Source organism: Nocardioides sediminis, assembly GCF_003047295.1.
Taxonomy (GTDB): domain Bacteria; phylum Actinomycetota; class Actinomycetes; order Propionibacteriales; family Nocardioidaceae; genus Nocardioides; species Nocardioides sediminis.
The window spans coordinates 55,022-75,953 of the sequence record NZ_PZYZ01000004.1 but is presented as its reverse complement, the minus strand read 5'-3'; the positions used below and the strand labels follow the sequence as shown (position 1 = coordinate 75,953).

Annotated in this window: 20 protein-coding genes and 1 tRNA gene; 9 read left to right on the top strand and 12 right to left on the bottom strand. The window is 72.8% G+C overall.

Annotated features, from left to right (window positions below; genetic code table 11):
• Positions 1 to 10 precede the first annotated feature (10 nt).
• From DAI17_RS11055 to DAI17_RS11040, 4 genes are all read right to left on the bottom strand, one after another.
• Positions 11 to 724, bottom strand: coding sequence for a 2-thiouracil desulfurase family protein (locus tag DAI17_RS11055; RefSeq protein ID WP_107772987.1), 714 nt, complete (start codon positions 722 to 724; stop codon positions 11 to 13).
• The gene (locus DAI17_RS11050) at positions 721 to 3,057 is read right to left on the bottom strand and encodes a heavy metal translocating P-type ATPase (protein WP_107772986.1); all 2,337 of its coding nucleotides are present in this window, start codon (positions 3,055 to 3,057) and stop codon (positions 721 to 723) included. The genes DAI17_RS11055 and DAI17_RS11050 overlap by 4 nt, the downstream gene beginning before the upstream one ends.
• 32 nt (positions 3,058 to 3,089) lie before the next feature.
• Complete coding sequence (locus DAI17_RS11045; RefSeq protein WP_107772985.1) at positions 3,090 to 3,524, bottom strand: DUF6632 domain-containing protein; 435 nt, start codon at positions 3,522 to 3,524, stop codon at positions 3,090 to 3,092.
• Positions 3,525 to 3,621: 97 nt separating this feature from the next.
• Positions 3,622 to 3,708, bottom strand: a tRNA-Leu gene (locus tag DAI17_RS11040).
• A gap of 137 nt (positions 3,709 to 3,845) precedes the next feature.
• Here DAI17_RS11040 and DAI17_RS11035 point away from each other — a divergent pair.
• The 7 genes from DAI17_RS11035 to pknB are packed head-to-tail and all read left to right on the top strand — an operon-like array spanning position 3,846 to position 12,455.
• Positions 3,846 to 4,538, top strand: coding sequence for an FhaA domain-containing protein (locus tag DAI17_RS11035; RefSeq protein ID WP_107772984.1), 693 nt, complete (start codon positions 3,846 to 3,848; stop codon positions 4,536 to 4,538).
• Entirely contained in the window at positions 4,538 to 5,008 is a 471-nt protein-coding gene (locus tag DAI17_RS11030; RefSeq protein ID WP_107772983.1) for an FHA domain-containing protein FhaB/FipA, read from the top strand. The genes DAI17_RS11035 and DAI17_RS11030 overlap by 1 nt, the downstream gene beginning before the upstream one ends.
• A 13-nt stretch (positions 5,009 to 5,021) precedes the next feature.
• Positions 5,022 to 6,299, top strand: a complete 1,278-nt coding sequence (locus DAI17_RS11025; RefSeq protein WP_107772982.1) for a PP2C family protein-serine/threonine phosphatase — start codon at positions 5,022 to 5,024, stop codon at positions 6,297 to 6,299.
• A 1-nt stretch (position 6,300) separates the two neighbouring features.
• Complete coding sequence (locus DAI17_RS11020) at positions 6,301 to 7,704, top strand: FtsW/RodA/SpoVE family cell cycle protein (protein ID WP_107772981.1); 1,404 nt, start codon at positions 6,301 to 6,303, stop codon at positions 7,702 to 7,704.
• A complete protein-coding gene (locus DAI17_RS11015) occupies positions 7,701 to 9,158 on the top strand; it encodes a peptidoglycan D,D-transpeptidase FtsI family protein (protein ID WP_107772980.1) in 1,458 nt (485 codons plus the stop codon). The genes DAI17_RS11020 and DAI17_RS11015 overlap by 4 nt, the downstream gene beginning before the upstream one ends.
• On the top strand, positions 9,155 to 10,600 hold the full coding sequence (locus DAI17_RS11010) for a serine/threonine-protein kinase (protein WP_107772979.1): 1,446 nt from the start codon (positions 9,155 to 9,157) through the stop codon (positions 10,598 to 10,600). Before DAI17_RS11015 ends, DAI17_RS11010 begins: the two co-directional genes overlap by 4 nt.
• A gap of 49 nt (positions 10,601 to 10,649) precedes the next feature.
• Positions 10,650 to 12,455, top strand: a complete 1,806-nt coding sequence (gene pknB, locus DAI17_RS11005; RefSeq protein ID WP_107772978.1) for a Stk1 family PASTA domain-containing Ser/Thr kinase — start codon at positions 10,650 to 10,652, stop codon at positions 12,453 to 12,455.
• Positions 12,456 to 12,502: 47 nt separating this feature from the next.
• Here the strand turns inward: pknB and DAI17_RS11000 are convergent, their stop codons facing one another.
• Positions 12,503 to 13,321, bottom strand: coding sequence for a DUF881 domain-containing protein (locus DAI17_RS11000; protein WP_234412447.1), 819 nt, complete (start codon positions 13,319 to 13,321; stop codon positions 12,503 to 12,505).
• A gap of 73 nt (positions 13,322 to 13,394) precedes the next feature.
• Here DAI17_RS11000 and DAI17_RS10995 point away from each other — a divergent pair, with 73 nt between their 5' ends.
• The gene (locus DAI17_RS10995; RefSeq protein ID WP_107773307.1) at positions 13,395 to 13,847 is read left to right on the top strand and encodes a cell division protein CrgA; all 453 of its coding nucleotides are present in this window, start codon (positions 13,395 to 13,397) and stop codon (positions 13,845 to 13,847) included.
• Between the two features lie 387 nt (positions 13,848 to 14,234).
• Here DAI17_RS10995 and DAI17_RS10990 read toward each other — a convergent pair whose 3' ends face one another.
• Both DAI17_RS10990 and DAI17_RS10985 read right to left on the bottom strand, forming a co-directional pair.
• Complete coding sequence (locus DAI17_RS10990) at positions 14,235 to 15,164, bottom strand: rhomboid family intramembrane serine protease (protein WP_107772977.1); 930 nt, start codon at positions 15,162 to 15,164, stop codon at positions 14,235 to 14,237.
• A gap of 13 nt (positions 15,165 to 15,177) precedes the next feature.
• Positions 15,178 to 15,687 (bottom strand): peptidylprolyl isomerase, encoded by a 510-nt coding sequence (locus DAI17_RS10985; RefSeq protein WP_107773305.1) that lies wholly within the window; start codon positions 15,685 to 15,687, stop codon positions 15,178 to 15,180.
• 167 nt (positions 15,688 to 15,854) lie between these two features.
• Between DAI17_RS10985 and DAI17_RS10980 the strand changes: the two genes are divergently transcribed.
• Complete coding sequence (locus DAI17_RS10980) at positions 15,855 to 16,682, top strand: hypothetical protein (RefSeq protein WP_107772976.1); 828 nt, start codon at positions 15,855 to 15,857, stop codon at positions 16,680 to 16,682.
• A 179-nt stretch (positions 16,683 to 16,861) separates the two neighbouring features.
• On the opposite strand, the gene DAI17_RS10975 is transcribed toward DAI17_RS10980, so the two are convergent.
• Genes DAI17_RS10975 through DAI17_RS20965 form a run of 5 tightly spaced genes read right to left on the bottom strand, consistent with a single transcriptional unit; the run spans position 16,862 to position 20,887 of the window.
• A complete protein-coding gene (locus tag DAI17_RS10975) occupies positions 16,862 to 17,863 on the bottom strand; it encodes a lysophospholipid acyltransferase family protein (protein WP_107772975.1) in 1,002 nt (333 codons plus the stop codon).
• Positions 17,860 to 18,708 carry a patatin-like phospholipase family protein gene (locus DAI17_RS10970; protein ID WP_107772974.1) on the bottom strand — a complete coding sequence of 283 codons (849 nt, stop codon included), beginning with the start codon at positions 18,706 to 18,708 and terminating at the stop codon, positions 17,860 to 17,862. The genes DAI17_RS10975 and DAI17_RS10970 overlap by 4 nt, the downstream gene beginning before the upstream one ends.
• Before the next feature lie 21 nt (positions 18,709 to 18,729).
• Positions 18,730 to 19,110, bottom strand: coding sequence for a DUF3817 domain-containing protein (locus DAI17_RS10965; protein ID WP_199905073.1), 381 nt, complete (start codon positions 19,108 to 19,110; stop codon positions 18,730 to 18,732).
• Positions 19,107 to 19,832 carry an SURF1 family protein gene (locus DAI17_RS20970; protein ID WP_159081483.1) on the bottom strand — a complete coding sequence of 242 codons (726 nt, stop codon included), beginning with the start codon at positions 19,830 to 19,832 and terminating at the stop codon, positions 19,107 to 19,109. The genes DAI17_RS10965 and DAI17_RS20970 overlap by 4 nt, the downstream gene beginning before the upstream one ends.
• On the bottom strand, positions 19,829 to 20,887 hold the full coding sequence (locus DAI17_RS20965; protein ID WP_159081482.1) for a hypothetical protein: 1,059 nt from the start codon (positions 20,885 to 20,887) through the stop codon (positions 19,829 to 19,831). Before DAI17_RS20965 ends, DAI17_RS20970 begins: the two co-directional genes overlap by 4 nt.
• Positions 20,888 to 20,932: the final 45 nt, after the last annotated feature.

Here is a 20,932-nt window from a genome sequence, read left to right as displayed (position 1 = left end):
CCGCCCGAGGTCAACCCGGCGGGGCACCCAGCGTCCGTGCGGGTCGGGAGGTCAGGAGAGTCTGGGGCTCGCCTCGCAGCTCGCGGGCGAGGTCGTGCTCGAACGCGTCCAGGCGAATTCGTCGACGTGCCAGTCGACGGTCCAGCGCCTGGATGAACATGCCTTCGCCGGGTCGGCGGCACCCCAGGACGGCCTGTTCGTTCATGACGTCGCGAGTCAGTGCGGCGGCCGGACAGGCGGCGAGCACGTCCAGCGACGCGTGGAGATCCAGGGTGGTCGTGACACCACAGGACGGTGATGCGCCGATCCCGACGATGCCGACCACGTCGATGCCCGACCGCCGGTAGTCGACCACGTCCCGGACGACCTGCCGCGCCAGGCGCCTGTACTTGAGGCGGGTCCAGGCCGCGAATGCTCCCAGCAGCACGCCTCGCACGGCGAAGAGTGGTCGGCCCTCGGAGTGGTGGAGCCCCAGGCTGTGCCTCTTGAGCACACCGCCCCAGGCGCGCTGCTCGGGGCACGGGAGCTGATGGAGGCCGTAGCCGGCGCCGACGAGCTCGTCGACCGCCTCGGTGATCGCGGCCGGGCGGGTCGCGCCGCCGGCATAGCGGGTGTTCTGGTTGAGCAGGCAGTGCGACACCAGCATCACCTGCCGGCCGCGTTCGTCACGCAGCTGGTCGAGCAGCGCCAGCGCCCGGCGTCGGCTGCGGCGGGTGGGGATCACGGGACGTCTCCACCTCCCGGACGTCGCCCGTCGCGGGGCACGGTCGGTCGCGGGGGAAGCAGGCTGTGTGCGGTCTCGTCCTCCTGCGCGTTGTGGAGGCGCAGCACGCCGTACAGGCCGTAGAGCAGTCGGCGGACCTCGACCAGGTCCTCCGGTCGGGCGCTGTCCCCGGGGATGTCGTCGAGCAGGCGTGCCAGTCGCGCGACCTGGTGCTCGATCTCGGCATGGGTCCGGGTGAGCGCGTGCGTCGCGGTCTCGCCGAGGGCGCGGGCCACCAGGGGCACCAGCTGGGACTGGTCGGCGCGCTCGTGGGTCAGGAGGTCGGTGCGCAGCCGGACCAGGAGCCGGCGGACCGGAGCGACGTCCGGTTCCTGGGTGCTGACCTGGTCCGCGACGGCCCGGATCTCCTCCACGATCGGGAGGGAGGCCTCGTGCTGGGCCAGGAGCTCGTGGCCGATGGTCACGTCCGCCGGAGGGAGGACCACGGTGTGGGTCCGACCGGGCAGCACCGCCCGGAGGGCCAGGCCGATCGCCAGGACGTCGATGCCTTCCTGGAGCACGGCGCCCACCGCCGGGGGCAGGAAGCCCGCTGCGGCTGCGGCCATGGCGACCAGGGACAGACCCATCCCGATGCCCACGGCCTGCCGGGCGATGCGACGGGACCGTTGGGCGATCAGGATGGCGTCGGCGAGGGCGTCCACCCGGTCCACCGTCAGCACCACGTCGGCCGCCTCCGAGGAGGCGGTCGAGCCGCGTGCGGCCAGGGCGACGCCGACGTCGGCGGCGGCGAGCGCCGGGGCGTCGTTGACCCCGTCGCCGACCATCATCACGACGTCCTCCGCACGCTCCGCCTCGATCAGCGCGAGCTTCTCCGCGGGGCTGCAGTCGGCACGAACGGCGTCGGTCCCGACGATCCGGCCCACGGTCTCGGCGCTGTCCTCCCGGTCCCCGGTGATGAGGACCACGCGCCGGATCCCGGCTTCACGCAGGCCGTGGATCATCCGGGGCGCATCGGGTCGGACCACGTCCTCGAGGAGGAACGCCCCGGCCGGCCGGCCGTCGACGGAGACGAACACGGTCATCGACCCGTCCAGGCTGGCGCGGCGCCGTACTCGCTGCGCCCAGCTCGGGGCCGGTTCGGGAACGACCCAGGAACGCTTGCCCAGGGCGACCTCGCGTGAGTCGACGACGCCCCGGACCCCGGACCCGTGGTGCTCGACCACGTGGGTGGGCAGGACCAGGACCAGCCCGCGTGCCGTGGCGGCCGAGACGATCGCGGTGGCGAGGACGTGCGGGGACATCTGGTCCAGCGATGCTGCCAGGCGCAGCAGCTCGTCGGCGGTGAGGTCGTCGTCCGCCGTGACGACGCCGACGAGCTCGGGCCGGCCGCGGGTCAGGGTTCCGGTCTTGTCGAACATGATGACGCGAGCAGCCGCGAGGCGCTCCAGGATCCCGCCACCCTTGATGACCACCCCGATGCGGGTGGCTCGTGCGAGCCCGGAGATGTAGGCGATCGGGGCCGCGAGCAGGAGTGGGCACGGGGTGGCGACGACCAGCACGGCCACGGCGCGGACCGGGTCGCCGGCCAGTGCCCATGCGCCGCCGGCAAGAAGGAGGGTCAGCGGGACGAAGACCACCGCCAGCCGGTCGGCAAGGCGGATGAAGGGCGCGGACGACGCCTGCGCCTGCTCGACGAGGCGAACCAGACCGGCGTAGGTGGACTCGGCCGCGGTCGCGGTCGCCACCAGGTCGAAGGCCGTCCCGGCGTTGACCGCCCCGCTACGCACGATGCCGCCGGCCGGCTGGTCCACGGGTAGCGGCTCCCCGGTCAGCGCCGACTCGTCGAGGGTGGCCGCGGTGAGCAGCCGGCCGTCCACCGGGACCACCTCCCCGGTGCGCACCACGAGGGTGTCTCCGGGCACGGCCTGGTCGACGGGGATCTCCACCAGCCCGTCGGCGCCCCTCCGGTGGGTGGTGCGTGGCGAGCGCTCCAGGAGCAGGCCCAGCTCGCGACGCGCGCGCGCTTCGGCACGGGACTCCAACAGCTGGCCGGTCGCGAGCATCGTGGTGATCATGGCGCCGGCGAAGTACTCCCCGACAGCCAGCGCTCCACCCAGGGCGAGCAGGGCGATGACGTCGACCGTCGGCCGGTGCCGCCGCGCGGCACCGGCGGTCGAGACGAGGGCGACGACCAGGCCGACGGCCGTGCCGACGACCCACGACACCTCGGCGGCGCCATGGCTCTCCAGCAGCCACAGGAGGACACCGACGGACAGGAGCAGCGTCGAGGCAGCGAACAGCCCGAGCACGACCCGCCCCTGGACGACCTCCATCTCTCCAGATGACCCCAGGTGCGGCCCCCCGGCTAGGGCCCTCGTCCAGTGCTTGACGGGCCGATCGTCCCTGGCCCGTCGGGCCTGAGCCCTGCGGCCCGTACGAGCACGGTGAGCACGACCGCCACCAGGAGCAGGGCGGGCACGTCTCCCCAGAGGTGCCCTCGGTGGTGGGCCGAGCTGACGGCCTGCACCGCCATGATGCCCGCGTGCACGGCGCTGGAGCACACGGTGAACCAGATCAGGCTGAGGTGCGCCTCGGGCCGCCGCGCGGCAACGACGAGGAACAGGCCCAGGGTCGCGTACAGGCCCACGATCATCATGAAGTAGCGGGACTCGTGCGGAGCACCGTCGTGCCACGCCCATCCCGAGGGCCAGACCGCTGCCAGCGGGTAGAGCAGCGCCATCACCGTGCCGAACACCACGAGGGCGACCCGCAGGAGTCGGTAGCTGGGCGAGAGGGTCATGTCTGCTCCGGGACGTCAGTGCTGCGACCTCGTCACGGTACGCCTGCGGAGAACGACGAAGCCCCGGATCCGAAGACCCGGGGCCAGCCGTTGATGGTGGTGCGCGAGGGGGGAGTTGAACCCCCACGTCCTTTCGGACACACGGACCTGAACCGTGCGCGTCTGCCTATTCCGCCACTCGCGCGTGAAGCGAGGGAAAGGCTAACCCACTCCCGCAGGGCGGTCACAATCGCGGTCCCCCGCTGCGGCGGTGCGCAGGGCGTCGGTGCCCTGACAGTACGATCGTCCGGACCCGACGGCCGTCGAGAGGAGGCGCACGACGTGAACGCACTGCAGCGCTTCGAGCGCAGGCTCGAGCAGATGATCTCCGGGGCCTTCGCCCGCGCCTTCCGCAGCGCGGTCCAGCCCGTCGAGATCGCGGCTGCCCTCCAGCGCGAGTGCGACAACAACGCCCAGATCATGAGTCGCGACCGGCGCCTGGTCCCCAACCGCTTCCTCGTCCAGCTCGCCGGCGTCGACCTCGAGCGCCTCCAGGGGTACGACGACGCGATGGGCCGCGAGCTCGTCGACCAGCTCAAGGACCACGCCGACGCGCAGGGCTACGTCTTCACCGGGCCCGTGCAGGTCGACTTCGAGGCCGCCGACGACCTGACCACGGGTCGGTTCCGCATCCTGAGCCGCGCCGAGGCGAGCGTCACCGACAACGACCAGCGCACCCGGACCCGCGCGGCCCGAGCGATGCTCGAGGTCAACGGCACCCGCCACCCGCTGCGCGCCCCCGGCCTCGTGGTCGGCCGCGGCACCGAGGCCGACCTGCGCATCAACGACCCCGGCGTGAGCCGGCGGCACGTCGAGTTCATGGTCCACGGCGACGACCTCGAGGTCGTCGACCTCGGCTCCACCAACGGCATGCTGGTCAACGGCAGCAAGGTCGGCCGCGCCGGCCTGCGCGACGGCACCGAGGTCAAGATCGGGCACACCACCATGACGGTCCGCGTCACCGAGGGCGGCTGATGTCCGAGCTCACCCTGTTCCTCATCCGCTTCGCCTACCTCGCGATCCTGTGGATCTTCGTGCTGTCGGCGATCTCGGTGATCCGCTCGGACATGTTCGGCGCACGCGTCCCGGAGACGGCCCGCGGCGCCGCCGCCCCGACCCGCGGCAAGTCCAAGCCCCCGACCCGTCGCCGCGGCTCGCCGACCCACCTCCTCGTCGTCGAGGGCGACAACGCCGGGGCCCGCGCCGAGCTCGAGGACGCCCCGCTGCTCATCGGCCGCGGCAGCGACGCGGCGATCAGGCTCGACGACGACTACGTCTCCACGCGGCACGCGCGGGTGGCGTCCAGCGGTGACGAGTGGTTCGTGGAGGACCTCGGCTCCACCAACGGCACCTACGTCGGCTCGGTCCGCATCACCCAGCCGACCACGATCGGCCTCGGCATCCAGGTGCGCATCGGCAAGACCATCCTCGAGCTGCGGAAGTAGGGACCTCCCTCCCATGACCGGACCGCTGCGCCTGGCGTACTCCGCCATCTCCGACGTCGGTCGCGTGCGCCGTGACAACCAGGACTCCGGGTACGCCGGACCCTGGCTGCTCACGGTCTGCGACGGCGTCGGCGGCGCGGCCCGCGGCGACCTGGCCAGCAGCACCGCGGTGCAGCAGCTGCGCAAGCTCGACACCGAGCCGACCGACGACCTGCTCGCCCTGGTCGCCGGCGCGATCCACCGCGCCGACGACCGGATCGGCGAGCTCGTCGAGGAGGACCCCGAGCTCAGCGGCACCAGCACGACCGCCACCGTGGCGCTCTTCGACGGCAGCCGCCTCGGCGTCGGGCACCTTGGTGACAGCCGGGGCTACCTGTTCCGCAACGGCGAGCTGCGGCAGCTGACCCACGACCACACCTTCGTGCAGAGCCTCATCGACGAGGGCCGGATCACCGAGGAGCAGTCGCGGGTTCACCCGCACCGCAACCTCATCCTCAAGGCGCTCGACGGCGTCCGGCACGAGGAGCCCGACCTCTTCGAGGTCCCCCTCGAGCTCGGGGACCGCATCTTCCTGTGCAGCGACGGCGCCTGCGGCACGCTCGAGGACGCCAGGATGGCCGACATCCTGGCCACCGGCACCCCCGACTACGCCGCCGTCGAGCTGGTCCGGGCGAGCCTGGAGGCCGGCAGCAGCGACAACATCACCTGCGTGGTGGCCGACGTCGTCGACACCGAGCCCGACCCCGAGCTGCAGCCGCTGCTCGTCGGCGCGGCCGCCGACCTGCCGCGCAAGGGGACGGGAGGGGTCGCGGGTCGCGGCCTGTTCCGCGGCCACCGGTCCGGCGACACCGGCGAGATCGAGCCGGTCCCTGCCGACCTTCCCTCGGACATGCACGTCATCCCCTCCGACCCGATCGACCCGGAGGCCCGGCGCTACGCCCCCCGCCCGCCGGCACGCCACACCTGGCTCAAGCGGCTGCTGGCGCTCGCGGTGCTGGTGGGGCTCGTCTGGGTCGGCCTGGCCGCCGCCTGGTCCTGGAGCCAGCAGCAGTTCTACGTCGGCGTGTCCGACAGCAAGGTCACGATCTTCCGGGGCCTCAACGCCGAGATCCCCGGCATCGACATCTCCCACCCCTACGAGGTCACCGACGTCGACATCTCCAACCTGAGCGAGATCGACGCCGAGCAGGTGGCCGAGGGCATCGAGGCCAGCGACCTCGACGACGCGCGGGCCACCGTCGACAACTACGCCGCCCGTCAGGACGTGCCCACCACCCAGGACGCGGGCTGAGATGAGCCAGAACCACAGCCTCATGGACTTCGTGCACCGGCAGCGCCGGGGCGCGGAGCTCTTCCTGCTCCTTCTCGCCCTCGCGGTCGGCATCGGCGCCTACGCCGCGGTGGGTCTGGGGATGGAGGGCACCATCCCCGCCGACATCGCCGGCTACGGCGGGTGGCTGACCGCGCTCATCGTCGTCGCCCACGTCGCGATCCGCCTGTTCGCGCCGTACGCCGACCCCGTCCTGCTGCCGCTCGTGGCCGCCCTCAACGGGCTCGGCCTCGCCGTCATCCACCGGCTCGACCTCGACGACACGGCGCAGTGCATCGACAACGACACCTTCGCGCGCCAGCAGCTCATCTGGATGACGCTCGGCGTGGTGCTCTTCGTGGCCACCCTGGCGCTGCTGCGCGACCACCGGCTGCTGCAGCGGCTGACCTACACCACCGGCCTGACGGCCATCGTGCTGCTGCTGCTGCCGATGGTCCCGTTCATCGGCAACACGGTCAACGGCGCCAAGATCTGGATCTCGGTCGGCCCGTTCAGCTTCCAGCCCGGCGAGGTCGCCAAGGTGCTGCTGGTGATCGCGTTCGCGGGCTACCTCGTGCTGCACCGCGACGCGCTGGCGCTGGCCGGCCGCCGGGTGCTGTTCATCGACCTGCCTCGCGGCCGCGACCTGGGCCCGATCCTGGGCATGTGGGCCGTCAGCATGTTCATCCTGGTCTTCCAGCGTGACCTGGGGTCCTCGCTGCTGTTCTTCGGGATCTTCCTGATCATGCTGTACGTCGCCACCGAGCGGCCGGGCTGGCTGGTGGTCGGCACCGCGCTGTTCGCCGCCGGTGCGTTCGCCGGCTGGCAGGCCTTCGGCCACGTCCAGAACCGGGTCAACATCTGGCTCGACCCGATGGCCTACTACGACCAGAACCCCGGGTCCGGGCAGCTCGTGGAGGGCCTGTTCGGCATGGGCTGGGGCGGCCTCATCGGCCGCGGCTTCGGCGAGGGCGCCCCCTGCCGGATCCCCTACGCCGAGTCCGACTTCATCGTCCCGGCGATCGGCGAGGAGCTCGGACTGACCGCCGTCCTGGCCGTCATCCTCTGCTACGGCCTGATCGTCGAGCGGGCGCTGCGGATCGCCCTGATCTCCCGCGACGGCTTCGGCAAGCTGATGGCGGTGGGCCTCGGCAGCATCTTCGCGCTCCAGGTGTTCGTCGTCGTCGGCGGCGTCACAGGCCTCATCCCGCTGACCGGCCTGACCACCCCGTTCCTGTCCTACGGCGGGTCCTCGCTGGTGGCCAACTGGGTGGTGATCGCGCTGCTGCTGCGCATCTCCGACCAGGCCCGGCGCCCCGTCCCTCGCCTGTCCGCGACCGACGCCGGCTCCGACAGCGAGTCCACCCAGGTGGTGAAGCTCAAGTGAACAAGCCGATCCGCACGATCTCGCTCTTCTGCCTGGTCCTCTTCCTGGCGCTGATGCTCAACGCGACCTACCTGATGTACGTCCGCTCCGGCGAGCTCACCGAGGACCCGCAGAACCGTCGCGTCATCACCGCGGCGTTCTCCCGCGAGCGGGGGGCGATCCTGGTGGGCAAGGACCCGGTCGCGCGCAGCGTGCCCAGCGACGACCAGTACGACTTCCAGCGCACCTACCCGCAGCCGTTCAAGTACGCCCCGCTCACCGGCTACTTCTCCTACTACAGCCAGACGGGCATCGAGCGCTCGCAGAACGACGTGCTCTCCGGCGACGACTCGCGGCTCTTCGTGACCCGCCTGGTCGACATGCTCAGCAACACCGACCCCAAGGGCGGCAACGTCCAGCTCACCATCGACCCCGAGGCGCAGACCGCTGCCTTCGACGGGCTGCGGGCCCTCGGCGAGGACGTGCAGGGGGCCGTCGTGGCCATCGAGCCGTCCACCGGCAAGGTGCTCGCGATGGTCTCCAACCCGACGTACGACCCCAACACCCTGGCCTCCCACGACTTCGGGTCGGTGGAGGAGACCTACGAGCAGCTCGAGCAGGACCCCGCCGAGCCGCTCATCAACCGCGGGACCAGCACGACCCTGCCTCCCGGCTCGACCTTCAAGCTGGTCACCGCGGCCGCGGCGATCGAGTCCGGCGACTACGACGCCGAGTCGATGGTCCCCGGCGGCTCGTCGTACCAGCTGCCGCAGTCCACGACCCGGGTCGGCAACTACGACGGCGGCAACTGCGGCGGCAACCGGATCACCATGACCCAGGCGCTGTCCGTGTCGTGCAACGTGACCTTCCTGTCGCTGGCCGACGAGCTCGGCAACGAGGCGATGATGGAGCAGGCCGAGAAGTTCGGCTTCAACTCCACCTCCCTGGAGGACCTCCCCGGCCAGGCGGCCTCGCTCTACCCCGAGATGGACGAGCCGCAGACCGCGCTGTCGGGCATCGGCCAGGCCAGCGTCACCGCCACGCCCCTGCAGATGGCGATGGTGTCGGCCGGCATCGCCAACGACGGGGTCGTGATGCGCCCCTACACCGTCGACGAGGTGCGCGCGCCCAACCTGTCGCTGCTCGACAAGACCGAGGCGTCCGAGCTCTCGCGGGCCGTCTCGGGCAGCACCGCGGAGGAGCTGACCGACATGATGGTCGCCACCGTCGACGACGGCACGGCCTACGCCGCCGCGATCCCCGGCATCCGGGTCGCCGGCAAGACCGGCACCGCACAGTCGACGGAGTCGCGCCCGCCCTACGCCTGGTTCACCTCCTTCGCGCCCGCCGACGACCCCAAGGTCGCCGTCGCGGTGCTCGTGCAGGCCAGCGAGACCGCCCGCGAGGAGATCGCCGGCGGCACCCTCGGTGGCCCGATCGCCAAGGCGGTCATGGAGGCGGTGCTCAACCCGTGACCACTCCTCCCACCGGCCCGTCGAACGGCCCCGCCCCCGAGCGCTTCGCCGACGACGCCCACCGCTACGCGCTCACCTCGCGGATCGCGACCGGCGGCATGGGGGAGGTCTGGCGCGGCACCGACACGGTGCTCTCGCGTCCGGTCGCGATCAAGGTCCTCAAGCCGGAGTACGCCGACGACGCGCTGTTCCGCACCCGGTTCGAGACCGAGGCCCGACACGCCGCGTCGTTGCACCACCCCGGGATCGCCGGGGTCTTCGACTTCGGCGAGGCGGCGCCGGTGGACGGCTCGACCACCCCGCGGCCCTTCCTGGTGATGGAGCTCGTCGAGGGGCAGCCGCTCTCCAACCTGCTCCGCCCGGACGCACCGATGGACCCCGCGGTCGTCAGCGACCTGCTCGCCCAGGCGGCCGACGCCCTCGGTGCCGCGCACGCGGCCGGGATCGTGCACCGCGACGTCAAGCCCGGCAACCTGATCGTCACCCCGGACCGTCGCACCAAGGTGACCGACTTCGGCATCGCCCGCGCCGCCCAGGGGATGTCCCTCACCGAGACCGGGCAGGTGCTGGGCACCCCTGCCTACATCTCGCCCGAGCAGGCCGAGGGCAAGCGCGCCACCGCCGCCTCCGACGTCTACGCCCTCGGTGTGGTCGCCTTCGAGTGCCTCGCGGGCCGCAAGCCGTTCCTCGCCGACACGCCCGTCGCCACCGCGATCGCGCACCTGCGGGAGCCGGTGCCCGACCTCCCCGACTCGGTCCCGGGCGACCTCGCGGCCGTCGTACGCCGCTCGATGGCCAAGGGCCCCGCTGAGCGGTACGCCGACGGCGCGGCCCTCGCCGCCGCGCTGCGGGACCCGTCGGGCGCCGCGGCAGCCGGCGGGGCCACGGTCGTCGCCCCGGTCGTCGCAGGTCCCTCCGCTCCGGCGGACGAGGAGCCGACCCGCACCCAGGTCATCGCTCCGGTGCCCGCGGCCGCGGCTGCCACGCCGGCCGTCGGCGCCGCTGCCGCCGGAGGCTCGTCGGCTGGGGACGGGGACGGCCGACGCCCCCGCGGCGGGCTGCCCCGCTGGGTCCCCCTGGCCCTGCTCGGTGTCGCACTGCTCGTCGTGGCGCTCGTCCTGGTCCAGGCGCTCGGCGACGACGGGACGACCACGGACGACACGCCCCCGCGCGAGACCCCGACCCGGACCGGTAGCCCCTCCCCGCAGGAGGAGCCGACGCAGGCCCCGTCGGAGGAGCCCGCCGAGACGCAGACCGAGGAGCCGGCGCAAACTCCCACGGAGACCGCCACCGAACCCACCACCGAGCCGTCCCCCACGGAGACGGAGACACCCACGGAGACCTCCACCGGGACACCCACCGGGGAGCCGACGCAGGAGCCCACCGAGGCACCGCTCGAGCCGACCACCGCACCGACCACCCCCACCGACAGTCCGACCTGATGAGCACGACGAGAACCGTGACCGGGACCAGAGCAGTGAGAGGGCGACGATGAGCAACCAGCCGACCGTGATCGGCGGCCGCTACGAGCTCGGTGAGCTGCTCGGCCGCGGCGGCATGGCCGAGGTGCGCAAGGGGCGCGACACCCGGCTCGGGCGCACCGTCGCGGTGAAGCGGCTGCGCACGGACCTGGCCAGCGACGCGACCTTCCAGGCCCGGTTCCGGCGGGAGGCCCAGAGCTCGGCGTCCCTCAACCACCCCTCGATCGTGTCGGTCTACGACACCGGCGAGGAGATGGCCACCGACGGCTCGGACGTCGCCCAGCCCTACATCGTCATGGAGTGCGTCCAGGGCCGGACGCTGCGCGACATCCTGCGCGAGGGCCGCAAGATCCTCCCCGAGCGGGCGCAGGAGATCACCAGCGACGTGCTCGCCGCCCTCGACTACAGCCACCGGGCCGGCATCATCCACCGCGACATCAAGCCCGGCAACGTGATGCTCACGCCCGGTGGCGACGTCAAGGTGATGGACTTCGGCATCGCCCGCGCGGTGTCCGACGCCTCCTCGACGATGACCCAGACCGCCGCCGTCGTCGGCACCGCCCAGTACCTCTCCCCCGAGCAGGCCCGTGGCGAGACCGTCGACTCCCGGTCGGACGTCTACTCCACCGGCTGCCTGCTCTACGAGCTCCTGACCGGACGCCCGCCGTTCATCGGCGACAGCCCCGTCGCGGTCGCCTACCAGCACGTGCGCGAGCAGCCCGCACCGCCGTCGGACCACGACCAGGAGCTCGACCCCGAGATCGACGCCATCGTCCTGAAGTCGCTGGCCAAGCGGGTCGAGGACCGCTACCAGAGCGCCGCCGCGATGCGGCAGGACATCGAGCGCTACCTCGCGGGCCACCCCGTCCAGGCCATCCCTCCCCCGACGGCGCCCACCGAGGTGGTCCCGCCCGTGGCCGCGGCCACCACGACCCTCCCCGCCGCGGGTCCCGCCCCGACGCCGGGCGAGGACCGCCAGCGCGGGCGCACCGGCATGATGGTGCTCCTGGGCCTGCTGGTGATCGCCGCGATCGCCGGCGCGGCGTTCCTCCTGCCGAGCATGTTCGAGGAGGAGGTCCAGCGCGAGCAGGTGCCCGCCCTGGTCGGGCTCACCGAGGAGCAGGCGCGGCTGGCGATCGGCGAGGCCGGGCTCTCCGTCGGCGAGGTCACCCGGGAGACGTCCGACGACGCGCCCACCGACGAGGTGATCCGCCAGGACCCCAGCCGCGACGTCTACGTCGACCCCGGCAGCGACGTCGACATCGTCGTCTCGCTGGGCAAGCCGGAGGTGCAGGTGCCGTACGTCGTGGGGCAGCCGCGCGCCGCCGCCCGCGACGCCCTGCGCGCCGCGGGCCTCAAGGTCACCGCCACCGAGGTCGAGTCCGACGAGCCCAAGGGGCAGGTCATCTCCACCGACCCCGCCGCCGGGGAGTCCGTCGCCGAGGGCACGACCGTGACCCTCTCGGTGTCCGACGGGCCCGAGTCGGTCCCGGACGTGCGGGGTCTCAAGCAGGGCGAGGCCACCCGCACGCTGCGGCAGGCCGGCTTCGAGGTCGAGGTCCGCACCGACGCGGCCTCCACCGAGCCCAAGGGGACCGTGGTCGACCAGTTCCCCAGCGCGGGGGGCGAGGCCGACCGCGGCGACACGGTCATCATCTTCGTGTCGGCGTTCGAGGAGCCCCCGCCCGAGGAGACCCCGACCGAGACCCCGACGGAGACCCCGCCGGCGCCCACCGAGACGCCCACGGTGCCGACGGAGACGCCCACGGTGCCGACGGAGGAGCCCACGACGCCCGCCCCGCGGCGTACGCCCTGACTCGGCCGGCCTGACTGGCTGGACCGGCCTGACGAACCGGCCCTGGCTCAGCCGGCCTGCTGGCTCGGCGTGGGCATCGGGGTCGCGTAGGTGAGGTCGAGGAGGCCCTCGTAGCCCGGCGCGGTGACGCGCTCCTCCGTGGCCACCTCGTAGCCGACCCCGCCGGTCGGGTCGGCGGCGTACTCGCGGTAGACCGAGACGTCCGGGTCCGACTCGAGCGAGGCGAGGATCTCGGCCTGCGGGCCGACGGCGACGATCTCGTACGGCGGGGAGTAGGGCACGCCGTGCAGGGTCACGGAGTTGCCCTCGCACTTGATGCCCGTGGTCGAGATGACCCGCTGGCCCTGCAGGGTCACCGCCTCGGCCCCGCCGCGCCACATGGCGTTGACGACGGCCTGGATGTCCTGCTGGTGCACGACCAGGTCGTTCTGGTTGCGCTCGGTGGCGGCGATGATGTCGGCGGGGGCGTCGGTGAGGGTCACCTGCACCGCCGGCCCGGAGCGCGGGGTGAGGCCGGCCGGGTCGACCAGGGTGTCGATCTCGTCCTGGTAGCGGTTGACCGTGCGGTCCCCCAGCCCGGCGGTGAGGGTCTCGATCTCGGCGGTCAGGTCGGCGACCTCGTCGGTCAGCTCGTTGGTGTCCTCGCGCTCGGCCTGCACGACCGACGCGAGGTCGGTGTAGCTGCCTCCGCGCAGGTCGATCCCGTCGCTCTGGTCGGCGCTGACCGCGAAGAGCGCTCCGCAGAGCACGAACATCGCGGGGGTCCCGATCCGCCACGCGAGCGTGCGCCGGCGGGCGCGCACGGCGTCGACGTCGGGGGCGTCGTCGCGGGCCGCGTCGGGGCGCGGGTCGGTCGGGGCGGACATGGCGACTACGCTAGCCCCCCGGTGGGCGCCCGACGTGCTCGCCGCCTGAGTTCGTGAGCCATGAGGAGTGGTCGTGCCCAAGTCCAGCGAGACGTTCGTCGACAGCCCGTCGAAGGTCTTCTCCGTGCGGTTCATCGTCGCCCTGCTGCTCATCGCGGCCGGCATCGGCTGGATCATCTACTACTACCTCGGCGTGCGTCCCGACCCGACGGTCTTCCCCGCCGAGGAGGGGTCGCCCAAGGCGATCGCCGACCTCGGTGACTGGAACTACGTGATCGGCTTCGGTGCGCTGATGCTCGGCCTCGCCGTCTCGGCACACCCGTCCACGCCGCTGGGCCGTGGCCGCGGCGTCGTCGTCGGCATGCTGGGCTGCTTCCTGGTCGGCCTGCTGTGGATCTGCACCTTCTACGTCTTCTCCGACGACCTGTCCGCCCTGCCGGTCATGAACGACCTCGGCCAGTGGAACCTCGCCGTCGGCATCGCCTTCATGGCGGTCGGGTTCACCTTCGCGACCCGCTGGGAGTGACCTCCGGCCCTCCGCGCGCACGCCGGCGCCGGCCCCCGTTCGGGGGTCGGCGCCGGCGTCATTTGTCCCCAGCTGGGGAGCAACCTGTGGAGAACTACATGCGTGTAGTTCTCCACAGGTGATTCCACACTTGTGGAGGGAGCCGAACGGGCTAATCCCCACCGGTGTCATTCACCCCGGGGCGCGCGGACGTGATGCGTCAGGGCATCGATGGCCGCCACGTCGTACGACGTACCGCAGAACGTCATACCTCCCCGCGCCGACACCGCCCGGCCCGACGGGTCCCGGGCAGCGTCCGACACCGCGGCGGCCACCCCGTCGGACGTCCCGGCGATCGTCCGACACCCCGGCAGCCGTCTCGTTGGACGCGGGCCGGCAGGGGGGACGTCAGGCGACGGCGAGGACCCGGACCAGCGCGAGCGCGACGAGCAGCGTCGTCAGCGCGGCGAGGCCGCCCCACTGGATGGCGGCGCGGTGCGACCGGGGGGCGTAGACCATCAGCGCGGCGATCAGCGCGCCGCCGACGAGTCCGCCCAGGTGCCCCTGCCAGGAGATGTTGGGCACGGCGAAGGTGATGAAGAGGTTGACGGCCAGCAGCCCGAAGAGGCTGCGCAGGTCGCCGCCGACCTTGTGGGCGACGACGGCGATGGCGCCGAACAGCCCGTAGATCGCACCGGACGCTCCGACGGTCAGGCCCAGCTCCGGGGAGAGCCACAGCACGGCCACGGACCCGGCGAGCCCGGAGACCAGGTAGAGGGCCAGGAACCGGGCCCGGCCCAGCACGGCCTCGAGCTGGGGGCCGAGGAACCACAGGGCGAGCATGTTGCCCGCGATGTGCCACAGCTGCACGTGGGTGAACTGGCTGGTGACCAGCTGCCACCAGGCGCCGTCGGCCACGCCGGGGAGGAACTGGCCGCCCACGGCGTCGCACGCGGCGCGCGACAGGTCGTAGAGGTAGCTGTCACCCGGGGCACAGGCGCCGTCGGTGCGCAGACCGAGGAGGTCGACGAGCTCGCTGCGCGCCCGGCCGGTCACGAGGATCGCCAGCCACACCACCGCGTTGATGCCCATGAGCACCATCGAGGTGAGCGCGGGGTTGGCCGAGCGCTTGCCGCCGTACGGCGCCTGGATGCTGCGCGTCGACCTCGCACCCTCGGCGACGCAGCTGGGGCACTGGAAGCCCACCGCCGCGTCCCGCATGCAGTCGGGGCAGATCGGCCGCTCGCAGCGCTGGCAGCGGATCCAGGTCTCGCGGCCGGCGTGCCGATAACAGGTCGGGACGCCGGCCGCGGGTTCGCCGGAGGTCGGCTGGGTCATGCGGGTGGGTGCCTCAGCGCTCGATCGTGACCGACTCGATGGTGATCGGCTCGGCCGGTCGGTCCATCGCACCGGTGCGGGCGGTGGCGATCGCGTCGACGACGTCGCGCGAGGCCTGGTCGGCGACCTCGCCGAAGATCGTGTGCTTGCGGTTGAGCCACGGGGTGGCGCCCACGGTGATGAAGAACTGCGAGCCGTTGGTGCCGGGGCCGGCGTTGGCCATCGCCAGGAGGTAGGGCTTGTCGAAGACGAGCTCGGGGTGGATCTCGTCCTTGAACGTGTAGCCCGGGCCGCCGGTGCCGGTGCCCTGCGGGCACCCGCCCTGGATCATGAAGCCCTCGATGACGCGGTGGAAGCCGAGGCCGTCGTAGAACGGGCCCGTCCTGCCGTCGCCGGTGTTGTAGTCCTTGGTGCCCTCGGCGAGGCCCACGAAGTTGTCGACCGTCTCCGGAGCGTGGTTCGGGAACAGGTTGATGACGATGTCACCCTTGGTGGTCTTCAGGGTGGCCTTGGGGTCAGCCATGGTCTGCCTCTCGCGTGTCAGGAGTGCGTACGCCGCGTGGACGTCGTGCACGTGTCGCCGTCGATCCTGCCACGTGGTCCCGCACCGCCGTCCTTCACCCGGACGGGGCTGTCGGTGCTTTCGGGCGGCATGGTGAGATGGGTGCACAACTCACAAGGAGGCCACGCATGCGCATCGGCAGGAAGAAGTCGATCATGGATCGGGCCCACGACTACGTGGAGTCCGTCGCCGACACCGTCATCCCTCAGCTCGAGGCCGCGCTGGAGACCGCCCGTGACAAGGCAGCGCCCGCCATCAGCGACGCGCGGGACAAGGCCGTGCCGCTGGTGACCGACGCCCGCGACCGCGCCGTACCCCTCCTCCAGGACACCCGCGACCGCGCGGTGCCGCTCATCCAGGACGCCCGCGACCGCGCCGTCCCGGTGCTGGTCGAGGGCCGGGCCCTGGCCGCCGAAAAGGCCGCCGCGGGTGCCGCGCTGGCCGCCGAGAAGGCCGCCGAAGGTCGTGACCTGGCCGCGGCCAAGGTCGCCGAGCTCCGGCAGGAGCCCGAGCCGAAGCGCAGCAAGCTCAAGACGTTCCTGCTGGTCACCGGCCTGCTCGCCGTCGGCGCGGCCGTGTTCGGCAAGCTGCGCCAGTCCCAGTCGGCCAAGGACAACTGGCAGTCGAGCTACACCCCGGCGCCTCCGGCGGGCAGCACCGGTGGTGCGCCGTCGACGACGTCGCCGCTGCCCAAGAGCGGTCCGGCGGGCGACCCGCTCACCGACCCGATCAAGACGCCGCTCGACCCGTCCACCCCGACCGCCGCGGAGGCCGCCGAGTCCTCGGACTCCGCGATGACCGACCCCACCCACCCGGTGACCGTGGAGGACCCCGGCGGCGGCGACCCGGGCGAGGCCCTCAGCGACGCCGGTGAGACCCCGCACGACGTGACCACGCCGGACAACCCGGCCGAGGTCGTCGAGGTCGACGAGATCCCCGACAGCAAGCGGGACTGACCACAGCCCTCACCACCGACGAGCCCCGGACCTGCTGGTCCGGGGCTCGTCGCATTTTCGGGGCCTGTCCGGCCGGGAATCACCGGGCGCCCGGTGATTCCGTGGGTTCGGCCACGCTGCAGCGCACGCGAAACCACGGGAACGCGCGCCAACCTCGACCCGGCCGGCCGGATCCGCGGTCAGGCGACCGGCCGGTTGTCCTCGATCCAGCCGTCGATGTGCTCCCACCAGCCGTAGAGCCACTCGATCCGCTCCTCGCGGCCGGCGGGGATCTCGGCGCGCGGGACCTCCCACCAGCGCATCACCAGTGTCTTGTCCATCGGCAGCTCCCGCCACAGGTCGCCCACCGTGAGCAGGTGGTCGAGCCCGGTGTGGGCGACCATCACCACGTCCGCCCCCGGGGCCGCGTCGAGCGCGGCGAGGAAGCCACCGGGGCGTGGGGCGAGCACGTTGGTCATCCGCTCGGCGCGCTCGGCCATCTGGTGTAGGCCCAGCTTGTGCAGCCGGGCGATCGCCCGGTCCCGGCGGGCGGGGGTGAAGTTGCCGCCCTCGGGGAAGATCACGAACGCATCGTTGGTGTCCAGCCCGCTGGCCAGCGCCGCGATCTGCGACTCGAGGTCCTCCCCGGCCGCCGGGTTCGGCGAGATGAAGCTGGACGGGATGCGGCGCAGGATCACGTCGATCGCCGGGTCCCAGGCGAGGGTGTCCTTGAGCACGACGCGCGGCTCGCGGCCGTACCAGTGCAGCAGGGCGTACATCAGCGTGAACGAGTCGCCCGGGCCCGCGTGCCGGCAGCACACCAGGATCGGGGTGTCGGGGTGCCGGTCCGGCGCCGGCCCGTCGGTGCGGATCCGCAGCGCGAGCACCCGCCGCGCCTCCCGGAAGAACCCCACGAGCGTGAACTGCACGAGGTCGTAGTGGATGCCGGCGAAGTACGGCGACCGGATCCGCCACCCGAAGCCCGACGCCAGCCACAGGCCGAGCAGCACGAGCAGCAGCAGCGACTCGGCCGTCAGGTAGAGGAAGGCCACCCAGAAGAGCCGCAGCGCCCGCCAGCGGCCGGGCAGCACCGGCGAGACCGCGGCCGCGCCGATCACCCACAGCGGCATGGTCACCCACAGCAGGGCGGTGAGGCCGACGAGCGTCGGCGCGAGCACCATGCGCCGCAGCACCCAGGTCATGCAGGGTCCGTCGTGACGTGCTCGTCGAGGTAGGCCAGCGCGGCGTCGTACGACGCGTCGATGCGCCGCTGGACCGAGGAGAAGTCGCGGAAGGCGAGCATCGAGTCGTCCTTGGCCGAGGTACCCGCGGCGGGCAGCACGTGTGCCTCCACGTCGTCGGGGATCTCGGCGAGCTCGCGGGTGAAGCGGTGCCGCCGGGCGACCTCGAAGCTGACCCGCGCCACCTCCCACGGCCGTGTGGGCACGCTCAGCGGGCGGTCGACGCGGCCGACCTGGAGCACGAAGACGCGGGTGGCGCCCAGGGCGACCGCCCGGCCGACCGGGATGGAGTTGACGATGCCGCCGTCCAGGAAGTGCTCGACCCCCCACTCGGTCTCGACCCGGGCGGGCGGGAGCAGGCCGGGGACGGCGGCGCTGGCGACGATGGCCGGCACCAGCGGCCCGGAGGTGAACCAGTGCTCGGCCGACCGCTCGATGCTGGCCGCGCACACCTGGAGCCGCACCTCGAGGTCGGCGAAGGTGGTGTCGCCCAGCTCGTCCTCCAGCCGCTGGGTCAGCGGCTTGGGCGAGTAGATGTGGGTGCCCGTCGCGACCGCACGGCGGACCGTGCGCAGCGGCCGGTCGCCGTACACGTCCCGGGACCGGGCGGTCTCGGACCACAGCTCGGTGAGCCGCTCGATGACCGGCAGGCGTGGCTCGCGGGCCACCAGGGCGCCGTTGAGGGCGCCGACGCTGGTGCCGAGCACGAGGTCCGGGGTGATCCCGCGCTCGAGGAGGGCGCGCAGCATGCCGACCTCGACGGCACCGAGAATGCCGCCGCCGCCCAGCACGAACGCGGTGGTCACGCCGCGCCGCCTCTCACGCGCTCATCTCAGCTCGGCGTGCTCGGCCAGGGTCCGCTGCGTGGCCCGGTGCTCGGCCCAGAACGACAGGATCGGGACGGTGCCGCAGACGAGGGTGACGACGAGGAACGGCATCTCCCAGTCCGCACGGCGCCCGAGCATGAAGGCGGTGACGAGGAAGACCATGTAGAGCCAGCCGTGGGCGACACCGAGGTACTCGGTGATCGCCTCGCCGACGTGCTGCGCGCTCGAGCCGGGCGTCACCAGCTCCGGGGTGCTGGGGATGAAGCCCCACATGCTGCTCCCGTCGAAGTTGGCCAGCGGGACCCCGATCAGGATCAGGACGACGAGGAGCACACCGACGATGGTGGCCATGACGCGGTAGCGGAGCAGGGCGGCCTTCACGACGGCGAGTCTCCCACGCGGTCCACAGCCCGCTGGTCGCGGATCCAGCGCCACCAGATGAAGGCCGCGAACGCGCCGAAGATCCACCACTCGGCGGCGTAGAGCAGGTTCTTGAGCGCTGTGAAGGTGCCCACCTCGGGCAGCTGGTCGAGGCCGGCCGCGGTGAGGTCCTGCGCCGGGTCCCGAGCGACCAGGTAGGCGCCGTAGAGGTCGACGTCGACGCGCTGGACCGCGTCGGCGATGCGCAGCTGCGGTACGACGTCGTCGTCCGGGTCGTCGTCGACCGCGCCGGTGCCCTCGGGGGGCTGCAGCCAGCCGGTGAGCTCGGCCTCGCCGGCCAGGGGCTCCGGCAGCACGGGCTCGGTCGACCAGCCGACCACCACCGGGATCGCGGGCTCGCCGGCGCCTCCCACGGCGAGCGGGACGACGGCCCAGTAGCCCTGCTCGTCGCCCACGACCCGGTCGGAGACGAAGAACGTGCCCTCGGGGAGCCACTCGCCGCTCACCTCGACGGGCCGGCCCACCTGGTCGCCGGGGAACGGGTCGTCGGGCCCCATGACCTCCTCGATCCCGACCGGGGTGAGCGCGGTGAGGTCGCGGGCCTCGGCGTCCCGCCGGGCCTGCCAGGCCTCGAGCTGCCACCAGCCGAGCCAGCCGGCGACGCCGACGAGCACCGCGGCCAGGACCGTGGCGCCGACGATGCGGACGTGTGGGGGTCTCACAGGCCGGTCGGCTCCTCCATCGGCGTGACCTCGGGGCACACCGCGAAGGGCAGCACGTCGGTGAGCACCAGGCCGGCCGCGGCCGCGGGCGCGGCCACGGTCCAGCCGATCCGGCCCGTCGAGGGGTCGACGACGGGGGTGGTGAAGACCTCGCCGAAGCCCATCGGTCCGGTGGCCGGGAAGTCCTCGGCCAGCGCGGAACGGTCGAAGAGGTCGGGCCGGTCCAGGCCGAGGCGCGCCGTCGCGACGCCGTCGTCGAAGCTCACGGCGAAGGCGTCCAGCGGCTCGAGGTCGCGCGGGTCGTGCCGTGACAGCACCGCGTCCTGCTCCTCGACGCCGGCGTCGGGGCCCAGCGCCTCGGCCAGCGGCACGCAGCCGGCGCGGTAGTACGTCGACTCGGCGGGTTCCTCCGCGGTCAGGTCGGCGGCCCCGTCGCGGGCCGCCCACGTGTCCTCGCCGTCCGTCGCGGCGCCGACGGACACCAGGTGGAGCTCCTCGTCGACGTCGGCCCCGGCCAGCCCGGCGACCCCCGCGTCGACGGCGTCCTCGACCCGTGCCATGTCCAGGTCGGGCCGCAGCGCGAGCACCCAGCCCGGGCCGTCGGGCGTGAGGAAGCGCGCCTCCCAGTCGACGTCGTCGGAGGTGAATCCGTGGTCGAGCAGGAGCAGGGAGTCGTGCTCGTGGAGCCGGCCCTCGGCGAGCAGCACCGACTCGCGACGTACCCGCTCCCAGTAGTCGGTGCGCTCGGACACCAGCGACTCGCTGGTCAGCTCCGGCACGCCGAGGGCCTGCCGGGAGGCGTCGAAGTCGGTCACGGTCACGACCGTCGCGTCCGCCGGCACCAGGGCGAGGGCTGCCCGGCCGGCGGGACCGGGGTCCTCGGCGTCGTACGCCGGGATCGTCCGCTCGGGACGCTCGGCCAGCACCTGCGGAGTCGGCCGGTCCTCCGCGCAGCCCGCGAGGACCAGCGGCGCGAGCACGGCCACCCCGCCCAGCCACGTCGTCGTACGACGGTGCGCGCGCCTGCGGGCACGCGACCGGGGGCTGGATGACACGGCCAGAGTCTGCCACTGGGCCCCCAGCAGCCCCGCGCCCGCGTA